General features: G+C 44.3%; 9 protein-coding genes. 3 read left to right on the forward strand and 6 right to left on the reverse strand.

What is annotated here, in order from left to right:
* The first annotated feature begins 122 nt into the window (after positions 1-122).
* Positions 123-527 (forward strand): hypothetical protein, encoded by a 405-nt coding sequence (locus tag L5M29_RS10565; RefSeq protein WP_105251357.1) that lies wholly within the window; start codon positions 123-125, stop codon positions 525-527.
* A 131-nt stretch (positions 528-658) separates the two neighbouring features.
* Here L5M29_RS10565 and L5M29_RS10570 read toward each other — a convergent pair whose 3' ends face one another.
* From L5M29_RS10570 to cutA, 5 genes are all read right to left on the reverse strand, one after another.
* Positions 659-1,693, reverse strand: coding sequence for an aldose epimerase family protein (locus L5M29_RS10570; RefSeq protein ID WP_263167759.1), 1,035 nt, complete (start codon positions 1,691-1,693; stop codon positions 659-661).
* 190 nt (positions 1,694-1,883) lie between these two features.
* The gene (gene galK, locus L5M29_RS10575; RefSeq protein ID WP_028761840.1) at positions 1,884-3,029 is read right to left on the reverse strand and encodes a galactokinase; all 1,146 of its coding nucleotides are present in this window, start codon (positions 3,027-3,029) and stop codon (positions 1,884-1,886) included.
* Positions 3,030-3,324: 295 nt separating this feature from the next.
* Positions 3,325-4,980: a cation:proton antiporter family protein gene (locus tag L5M29_RS10580; protein WP_263167761.1), complete on the reverse strand. Its 1,656-nt coding sequence runs from the start codon at positions 4,978-4,980 to the stop codon at positions 3,325-3,327.
* Positions 4,981-5,161: 181 nt separating this feature from the next.
* A complete protein-coding gene (locus L5M29_RS10585; RefSeq protein WP_263167763.1) occupies positions 5,162-6,997 on the reverse strand; it encodes a protein-disulfide reductase DsbD in 1,836 nt (611 codons plus the stop codon).
* Positions 6,994-7,317, reverse strand: coding sequence for a divalent-cation tolerance protein CutA (gene cutA / locus L5M29_RS10590; protein WP_113940010.1), 324 nt, complete (start codon positions 7,315-7,317; stop codon positions 6,994-6,996). Before cutA ends, L5M29_RS10585 begins: the two co-directional genes overlap by 4 nt.
* 225 nt (positions 7,318-7,542) lie before the next feature.
* On the opposite strand from cutA, the gene L5M29_RS10595 reads away from it, so the two are divergent.
* Positions 7,543-8,127 (forward strand): FxsA family protein, encoded by a 585-nt coding sequence (locus tag L5M29_RS10595; protein WP_263167765.1) that lies wholly within the window; start codon positions 7,543-7,545, stop codon positions 8,125-8,127.
* Between the two features lie 270 nt (positions 8,128-8,397).
* Here the strand turns inward: L5M29_RS10595 and L5M29_RS10600 are convergent, their stop codons facing one another.
* Positions 8,398-9,384, reverse strand: a complete 987-nt coding sequence (locus L5M29_RS10600) for a DUF3187 family protein (protein WP_263167766.1) — start codon at positions 9,382-9,384, stop codon at positions 8,398-8,400.
* A 616-nt stretch (positions 9,385-10,000) separates the two neighbouring features.
* Between L5M29_RS10600 and L5M29_RS10605 the strand changes: the two genes are divergently transcribed.
* The coding region (locus L5M29_RS10605; RefSeq protein ID WP_259573881.1) for a transposase at positions 10,001-10,158 on the forward strand (158 nt) is incomplete at its 3' end.

Below are 10,158 nucleotides of genomic sequence, written 5' to 3' on the forward strand. Positions count from 1 at the left end.
AATACCCAGTTGAAAACGTCAGAGACTTTCAGGCGCTATTCGTGGATCAAAGCAAGCGATGCTTCGCTTATTCAGGCTAAAAAACTCATGGTGTATGTGTTGATTTAAGGGTATTAGCATATATGTATAACACAGCAAAGAAACAGGTTTGGTATGGTGAGCTGAGAACATCGAAAGGCAACGCGATTGTCGTCCATGACAACCAGCTGCCCGATGCCTCCCCAGGACGTATCTACCTATACAATACCGATCGCGATGCGATCATTGAGTATGTGGAAGATATAGTCAAAGTGAACCTATACGACTTAGATGAGGCTGCGTTAAAAGCTGCTGAGGCTAAGTTTGGTGGTGCATGGAAGGCGGCAAGATCTCAATTTATGAGTAAACATCAAGCTCGCATTGACTTGAACAACGTGAAGGAAACTGCGCCTGTACGTAAGGCGAAGCCTGAAGTTGAACCAGAAGTCGAATCTGATGCCGTTGGCGTGGATTTTGACGATGATTGGGGCGATGATTTTGATGATTAACACAGTGTCGGCCTAAGGGCTAACACTGTGAGTGTAAGGAATAAAGTAGTGTTTATTTTATTCCTTATCGCTTTATTTCCTTCTGCTAAACTGCACTTTCCCTCGTTTTCTCAATTTTTTATTGCGAATGGCTACGCATCGGCATCGAACTGATAACGGCTAATGTGGTGATAAACCTTGCCTGGCACTAACCAAACATCATCACCAAAGCGCTCGCCTTGGTTCGGTGAGTCTGGCAGCATCTGCGGCTCTAAACACACAGCATGATGTTGATTTAGTACCTGTTGATTGCGACCTACTGTGCCATTTAAAAAATTAGCACAGTACAGCTGCACACTCGGTTGATTAGTATAAACCGTCATAGCACGACCGCTAATGGGGCTGCTTAAACAGCCAAAACGGGCGAGTGAGCCATCGGGATTATTCATCATATAACAGTGATCATAACCGCGAGTGCTTGCGAGTTCAGCGGCATGCAGCTTGTCACCTAAGCGTATTGGTTGACTTAAATCGAAAATCGACCCAGTTGTATCGGCAATCCCAGTGGGAACACTGACATCGTTCATGGTCAGATAGCGCTTGGCATCGATTTGCATCAGATGCTCGTGATTGGTCTCTGAACCATCGAGGTTGAAATAACTGTGCTGGGTGAGGCTTACGGGACAGGCTTTATCGACGGAAGCTAAGATTTCTACGTACAAATTATTGCCTGCGAGACGGTAATCCAGCTGAACCGTGCAATTACCGGGGAAGCCCATGTCGCCATCTGGGCTCATTAAGGTCAAACGCACACCATCGGGGAGTTGACCTAGTTGCCAGTTTTTACGATTAAAACCCTCACGGCCGCCGTGCAAACAGTTAGTCGCTTGGTTGACATCTAATTGATAATCATGACCTTGATAGTGCATTTTGCCGTTAGCGATGCGATTTGCAAAGCGGCCTGCAATGGCACCTAAGTGAGCCGATTGGGTCAAGTAATCTTCAGCGCTATCACAACCTAAGACGATATTGGCACGTTCGCCGTGTTTATCTGGGGTCCACAGAGCGCGGATAATGCCGCCTAAGCTGATGACTTCTAATGCGAGTATGCCATTGTCGATCCGAACCCGTTCGATTTCACCGCCGCGGGGATCGGTCCAAGGATCCAAAACACTGAAACGTACCATTTAGCTTCCCTCTGTGTTGAATATGCTCACTGCTTATTGTGTTAAATGAGTATGTTAACCCTATTATTTGCCATCAACAGCATAAAGTTCAGTGATGAATTCGTATGTTATCGACGGCGTAGTCACTTTATTCGGTTGTCTTTGGTTTAAGTGCGGCTAAGTGCTTGTTCTAGTCAATTGCCTGTTCTGGCTAGTTATCGATGCGCCCCGCACCCGCGCTGGCGGAACATAAATACACTGTGGCATCGATGGCGGTTTTTTCGAAGAATTCATGTTCAACGGCGGCAACGACAGCGTCAGTCAGTTCATGGTCAACCAAGGCGACCACGCAGCCGTCGGTCATGCGGATGCCACCACGTTCGCCGATCACTTGGCTAACAATTTCAACTAAAGTATCAAATTCGGGCAGTGTGACTTCAAAATCATCACGCAGAGAAGCATGGGATTCAGCCATTAAGCGACTGAATTTTTGAATGTTATTTTGCTCTAAGGCGCGAGCAGCATTTTGAGTTCTTTGGTTCTCAGTGACTACGTGTTTCGCTCGGCGGTATAGCACTTCATCTAAATCGGCCTTTGCGCTTTCTAGTTGGCGTAAATCGAGGTGACGCAGTGCATCTAAGCCAAAGTACTCTGCCGCTTGTGCACACTCAGTGCGACGTTGTTCGTTGGTCGCGGCTAAGCGTTGTTTCTCGATATGGGCATCTATGATGATAAGGCTTAGGTTTTCTGGAATGGGAATGGCTTCGCTATCGAGATCTAAGCAGTCAATCAGGAGTGCATGGTCTTGTTCACCCATGGCGCTGCACATTTGATCCATGATGCCACAGGCCGACTCAACATACCTGTGTTCGCCGCGCTGTGCGAGTTGCGCCACCGCCATTGGGGATAAATGCAGTTGGCTGGTATCACTAATGGCTGTACCGAAGGCGACAACGAGTGCACCCGAAGATGAAAGACCTGCGGCAAGTGGCACATCGCCCACAATGGCTAAGTCTAAGCCCTTGGCTAATAAACCTGTTTGCGCCATAGCCGCAGTAAAACCTTTGAGGTAATTCACCCAGCCATCTTGCGGGTCCATGTCGTTTTCTTGGCCGAAAACCCACTCTTTAATTTGTCCGGGAAACGCATCGGCGACGGCTCGAAACTTAGTGTCGTCACGGCGTTTTACCGCAATGACTGTATGAAAATTAATGGCTGCCGGGAGTACAAAACCGTCGTTGTAATCCGTGTATTCACCGATCAGATTGACGCGCCCTGGGGCTTGATATAAATCATCGGCTTTAGTGCCAAAGGTTTGGACAAATAACTTAGTGGCGCGTTGCGCAGGGTTTGACATGCTGTAAAAAATTCCAAAAAAGCTGAGCTAATTTCGTTACCGTCATCGATTTATATCACGACTGAGTCAGTGATGTAACTGAGATTTTTTGCTGAAATGGCGATAGGCTGCAATGAGTAAATCGATACTGGGATGAGGAGACAAAATAGCGTATTGAGTGTTTTATCTAGTTAATTGATTTGTAAAGATTAGTCAGCATTTAGTTGGATGCCGCACAAACTGGCAGAGGATGTTACTGCTCGTTTGTGCGACCTGTTATGGCGTGATTTTAATTTAATGCAGCATTAGCAGGCACTTAACTACGTGGCTCCACATTAAGTTTAGGATCAGGCACTTGTACTGTATCTTCCGCTTGAACCGTGTTTTTCTCTGAGTCTTGCAACAGCTCGTAAATCACATGATCCACAAAACCGGCACCTGCGGCTTCGTACAAGTTGTACACACTGTGTACGCCCGATTCGCGAAGCGCCGCGGCATCATCACTGTACTGCACAATTGCACTGATTTTGCCTTGATAATTCAGTTTTTTGAGTTGCTCAACTGCAAACATATTTCCCGCGTGGTGCGGCATGGCTAGCAGTACCAGTTCAAGATTAGGTGCTCTGTCGAGTTTTTCCCAAAAGTCGGTATCTGAGGCGTCACCTTGCACTACATTGCGACCCTTTGTTTTATGTAAGTCGACTAAGTCTTGCTTGTGTTCAATACCGAGAATTTCCCCATCAAATTGTTCCCTGAGTTCATCATAGGCACCGCTACCAATACGGCCCATGCCTAAGATTAAAAAGCGTGGATTGCCAATGGCGATGGGTCTATCTTCTGGGTGTAACGGGCGTTTTTCAAGCTTGATTAAACGCTGCTGGAATCGCTGGTAGATATTACCGACGGTGGCGTTAAGTGGCGCGGCGAGTAAAAAACTAAAGCTTAATGCCACGGCGATGATCACTAGCCACTCGGGAGGTAACCAACCTTTATAGGTGGCAACTGCGGCGACGATTAAACCGAATTCACTGAAGTTACCTAGGTTAAATGAGCCCAACATAGAGGTACGTGAACGCAGTTTAAAGCGAGTCAGAATGTAAACAAATAGCAGGATTTTAAGTGGCACTAACAACACCAATAGCGCCGCGAGGACGATATCCGATACCGTAGGTAAGCCATTGAGCCCTATGGTTAAGAAGAAGGCAACGAGGAAGAGTTCTTTAAAATAGAACAGGGATTTTGCCAGCTCGGAGGACTTTTTGTGGCCCGCCAACAAGATGCCGATAATCAGTGCGCCGAGATCGGGTTTTAAGCCAACAGATTCAAATAACCAAGCGCCAACCACTAGTGCCATAACTAGGCCGAAGAGCACTAAGAGTTCACCGTGGCCGACACGGTCGAACGCTTTATAGATGAGCGGTTTAGCCAGTGGCAGTAAGAGTAATGCAAAGGCCCATACCGAAGGTACATCGCCTTTAGAAATAGTTAAAAACAGTACGGCGAAGATATCCTGCATAATCAAGATACCAATAGCGACCCGGCCGTAGAGGGATTGCACGTCGCCCTTATCTTCTAACACTTTGACCGCAAATACGGTGCTGGAGAAGCTTAACGCGAAGGCAATTAACGTCAGTTGTTCTAGGTTCAGACTCGTGAGTTGGCTTAAGCCCAGTAAGCCGAAGAGTTTCAGAATCGGCACAAAAATCACGATCGAGAGCACTAAGTGCACACTCGAACCCGCCCACACTTCGGCCTTGAACAGGCTACGAATATCGAGTTTTAACCCTATGGCAAACAACAGTAAAGTGACGCCTAGGCTGGCGAGTTCTTGTAGTAATGGCAGGCTTTCTTTATCTATTCCTAAGATGAACAGTACAAAGCCTGCCACTAAGTAGCCGATGAGCGGAGGGAGTCCTATACGGCTGACGAGCATGCCGCAGATGAGTGTAATAATGAGGATGCCTGGTTCCATGATGCTCCAATCTAAAAAGTCTAAAATTGTAAGTGATTGTATAAGAAATCTATGACACTTGGATAAAAAAGCGGACTTTTAATGAAAAAAGTCCGCTTTTTATTGGTGTTGCGGTAAATACACTTGGCTGTTAAAACACGCGCGAACTAAATCACTCTGGTGGTCTAAGCCTAAATCGTCACTATTTCACGAGATGATCTAAATGGGTTGCAAAATCTTTGGGGCCCATAAAACCAGTCACGCGTAAATCTTCCCTTTGCTCACCTTGTTCGTTAAACATCAACAGCGTAGGCAAACCAAGCACATTGTATTTTTCGAGTAAGGCCACATCGACCTTGTCACTCTTAGTCACATCCGCTTGTAGCAGCACGATTTTATTCATGCGGGCTAACACTTCGGTATCTTTAAAGGTGATGGCTTCGAACTCTTTACAGGCAACACACCAATCGGCGTACAGATCGAGCATCACAGGCTTACCTTGGGCGGTAGCGGATGCAATTTCTTGCTCAAGATCTTCAATCGATTTAATGCGTTTAAAGCCATGGACTTCTTCGGTCGTCGCCGCAGTGCCTACGGAATTGTTATTAAAACCAAAGTGTCCCATCACAGCTTGGAATCCGTAGGAGAAGCTCGCCAGTAGCGCCAGCGTTAATAGCACTGAACGTACAGTTTGTTTCCAGTTAAATTCACTGAGTTTGTTCTGATGCATCAAGTAGCCAGTGAAGCTTACGCCCCATAGTGACCAAAGCACATCGGATACTACGCCTGTCCAAATACGGCCAAGCATCACGATAGATACAGCGATCAGCAGGAATCCGAAGATAGTCTTGATGATATCCATCCAAGCGCCGGCTCTTGGTAATAATTTACCGCCTGAGGTGCCGATAATCAGTAGTGGTAATCCCATACCCATGCTGAGTACATACAGGGCTAAGAAACCTTGGAGTAGGTCGCCGGTTTGGGCCACATAAACGAGTGCACCCGACAGCGGCGCGGTAGTACAAGGTGATGCGACAAGGCCAGAAATCACGCCCATTAAGAACACGCCAACTAAGTTGCCGCCTTTTTGATTATTCGAGACTGAGTTCATCTTCTCCTGCCAGCTCGATGGCAGTTTCAAATCGTATAGGCCAAACATAGATAAGCTGAGCACAAAGAACAAAATCGCGAGTACGACTAATACGGCAGGATGTTGTAATGCTGCTTGGTATTTTAGTCCCGCCGATGCGACCACTAACCCTAAGATAGAGTAAGTGATTGCCATGCCTTGGACGTAAGCCATGGACAAGGTAAAGGCTTTTGCGGTTGAGAGTTTTTGCCCTTGGCCGACAATAATACCCGACAAAATCGGATACATAGGGAATACGCAGGGCGTTAATGCCAGACCGACACCTAGACCAAAGAAAATCACTAAAGTCCAAATTAAGCTGTCGTTCGACAGCATTTGGCTCAGGGTATCTTGCTGAGTAATGGGTTGCGTATTGGCTTTATCGGCAGTGCTTGGCTCAGTGCTGGTTTGCTCAGTCGTCGTGGTTGATTCGGCACCTGCAATTAAGCCATCGTTGGCTGCAATCGCCTTTAAAACGACTTCATGCTTGGTCGGTGGATAACACAATTTACCTTCGGCACAACCCATAAAGGTCACTGTGAGCGTGGCATTTTCATCGGCCTGTTTTAAACCAACGGGAATATCGACATAGGTATAATAGACTTCTTGCTTACCAAAATACTCATCTTCATGGGGCTTTCCCTTTGGTAGAGCGACCGTGCCTAACTCGGCACCATTGACGCTAAATTTAAGCTTGTCGCGGTACATATAGTAACCGTCGGCAATCACCCAATTGAGTTTGACCTGATTACCTTCCTGCTTGGAATCGAAGACAAATGCTTGATCGACAGGCATCAATTCAGGCTCACCCTTCATGAAGTCGAATTTGTTACCGAAAACCCCTTCACTATGAGCTAAGGGCGCAAGAAGCAATAAAGAAGTGAAAATAAGGCTGAGTAGTTTTTTCATGGCTGAGTGTTGTCTTTTATCCAATCTAAGTAGGCTGGTAGCCCGTGGGTCACAGGCACGGCAATAATTTCGGGTACTTGATAAGGGTGAAGCCTAAGCACAAGTTGTTCTAACTCTGTATATCGACTTTGTAAACATTTAATCTGTAAGCTAAATTCTTGCTCTTCACAGATTTTTCCTTCCCAAGCATAAATTGAACGTATCGGGGCGGAAATCTGAACACAAGCGGCAATACGCGACTCAATTAAAGCTCGGGCCAAGGTATTGGCTTGTACTTCATCGGGGCAGGTAGTGCTAACCACTAAATACTGATGCTGCATGGTGTTAGGTATCGTCTCTTAAGAATCTTAAAGTTCGCTTAAGCCAACTCCGTTAGGCTACTTTACGTGTTTTAATGGTCTCATACATTAGCGGGTTAACAAAAGGGTGAGCTAAATATCAGTGTTTTGCTCCCTTACTTCGTCCTAATGGTTATCCTGACTTGAATTAAGACCGGATAACCCCCATTTAGTTTACAGAGATAGTCAGATAAACCTGAGGTCGGTATGTTTTTCATTATTTTTTTACTCTTTGTGCTGATCCCAGTAATAGAGCTGTCGGTGCTGATCCGTGTGGGTGAAGTGCTTGGCACTTGGACTACCATAGGTTTAGTGCTGTTTACCGCCGTGCTCGGGGTCTCTTTGGTTCGCAGCCAAGGCTTAAACACCTTAATGCAAGTACAACAAAAACTCGCCCGCGGTGAAGCTCCGGGGCAAGAAATCGTTGAAGGTATGATGTTAGCTATGGCGGGCATCTTGCTCGTGATCCCCGGTTTTGTGACCGATGCCATTGGCCTATTATTCTTGACGCCATTAACCCGTCGCCCCATTGCTGCCTTGTTGTTCAAACGCATGCAGTTACGGGTTGTTGCCGATTTACAGGGCACAATGCACGGTGGCTTTCAAGCAGGCCAAGGTCCCTTTGGGCCTAAACCACAGGACCCATTTGGCCAAGCGCCATTTGATGATAGTGTGAAAAAGGACGGTAATGTGTTTGAGGGAGACTTTGAACATAAAGTCGATCCAAGTGATATCAAACCCGCTAGCCATCAACTCTCTGATAAAGCGCAGGACAAAGATCCTAAGCCTTAGTCTTGTATTAGTCGCCTGTTGCGTTAGTTTGTTATTGGATTAACTCATTTGATTATCGCGTTTATTCGCTTGAGTTTTCTCCCTAATATCCCTTAGATACCAGTGGCCGACTGAATCAATCTGACCTGTGCCGCTGGTTCACCTCCCCCGTAATAGCCATTTCACTCTTAAAAAACTCCAATCCTAATAACCCGCTCACTCAGCATAAGAGTGAACATGATATTAGAGAAAAGCTTTTTGATCGCATCCACGCGATAAAGTTAGGTATTATTAAATCATGACTCTGTACCCAAGAGAAAAAGCAATATCAGTGCTGTTGTCCATGTTGAGTAGGTTTTCGACGATAGTAAATTCAATTGCACTGTTATTCAGATAATACCTATAGCCTAGAAATACTTCGTGAGAAGGTTTTGAAAAGTCATTATCTGTTTTGAGTAAACCTTCATAGTGATGTAATTCAATCAGCCAACCATGGCGTCCCATTAAATACTCATAACCTAAAGATAACATTACAGCATGGTCTTTATAGTCTATTCCAGATAGACTTTCATCATTTCGTCTAAAGCTTATACCTGTAGTGGAATAAAAATGATGCATTTCAGATGTATAGCTATAATTCAGCTGTAATGCTTGTTCAAAACGGTTATCTACAAATGGGCCAGAATTAACATGGTTGTAATATAAGCTGCCACCTATTGATAGACCATAATTATCCTCACTAAGCAATTGATATTCTAAATAGAAATTTAGGGCATTCGTTAGCGTATCGCCAGAAAGATCAGGTTGATTGATACCATTCTTTGAAAATATTTGGTTTTTGTCTTTGATTGTATTGTCGCGGCCATTTTGACCCACACCAAATGCATCATGAAACCAGATAGTGACCGAGTCAAGATGGTTATCCCCACTAAAACTCCACTTATAATTAGTATCAAACATCCATTTTTCAGTGAGTTGCCACTTTATTCCGCCATTAAGAGAATTATGATAATAGTCAGCATAGTAATCGTCAGTTTCAGCCCATACACTTGCTACTGTTGCAGATCCGTATATCTCTTTTTTCCCTTCAGGCAGTGCAAATCCTGAACGAAGTAGAGGCGTTAAGCTACCCGCATGTGTAGGTGATTGGGCATGCACACGAAGTGGCCCATAATGACTATAATTGATATTTTCTGCGAAAGTACTCGGTAAAAATATTACCGTATAAATTAGAGGCGCTCTAATAGTCACAAATAAAATTTTCTTTGCATATTTCATCGAAAACTCTTTTTTAGCTAATCTCTATTAAAAGCAATGTTTTGTAGTGAGGCTGATGTTATGTATAAATGACTTAAATTTTGTCTGTTTGAAGCAATAAAGTTTTTGATTAGACAGATTTCTAATTAATTTTAGAATTAAAAACTACAAAAAAACATACCATAATAGTACAAGTGCGAGCCAGAATGACCTACAGATAAACGGGATTGATGTGAGTATTAGTAAAGTGCTAATAACTGCCAGTAATATTGCCGGTTTACTCATTGTCTGGACGCTATCAAAGCGTAATTTCATGATGTTTCTCAAACATAAATTATTATGCTAACAAATTAATAACATTTTTTATGTTGTTAGTTATAGGTAGTGGTATTTCAGATGGCATTGTAAATGAATAATCAGCACTAAATATACCGCTGCTATTTACTCGTGTAAATGTGTGTAACTGGTAATTGTCCCGTATTAGCGGTGAAAATATGGAACTGATAGTTCATATTTTTTAATTAATATATTTATTTATCAGTCATATTAGGGTCTGTTGATCTTTCGAGAGTAATTTTTAGACAGCATGGCAAGACGTTATAATTTGCTTCGCCAAAAGTAACCATAACCTCAAGCCATGCCAAGACTTATGCTAACCGATGCACGCTGGGAAAAGCTATTTCATTTAATGAAAAGCACAGGCCGTGTTTATGACAAACCTGAACATAGACAAACATTCGAAGGTATTCTTTACCGCCTTAGAACAGGTATCCCTTGGCGAGATTTACCTAAAGA

The organism is Shewanella sp. SM95 (assembly GCF_025653595.1).
Classification (GTDB): domain Bacteria; phylum Pseudomonadota; class Gammaproteobacteria; order Enterobacterales; family Shewanellaceae; genus Shewanella; species Shewanella oncorhynchi.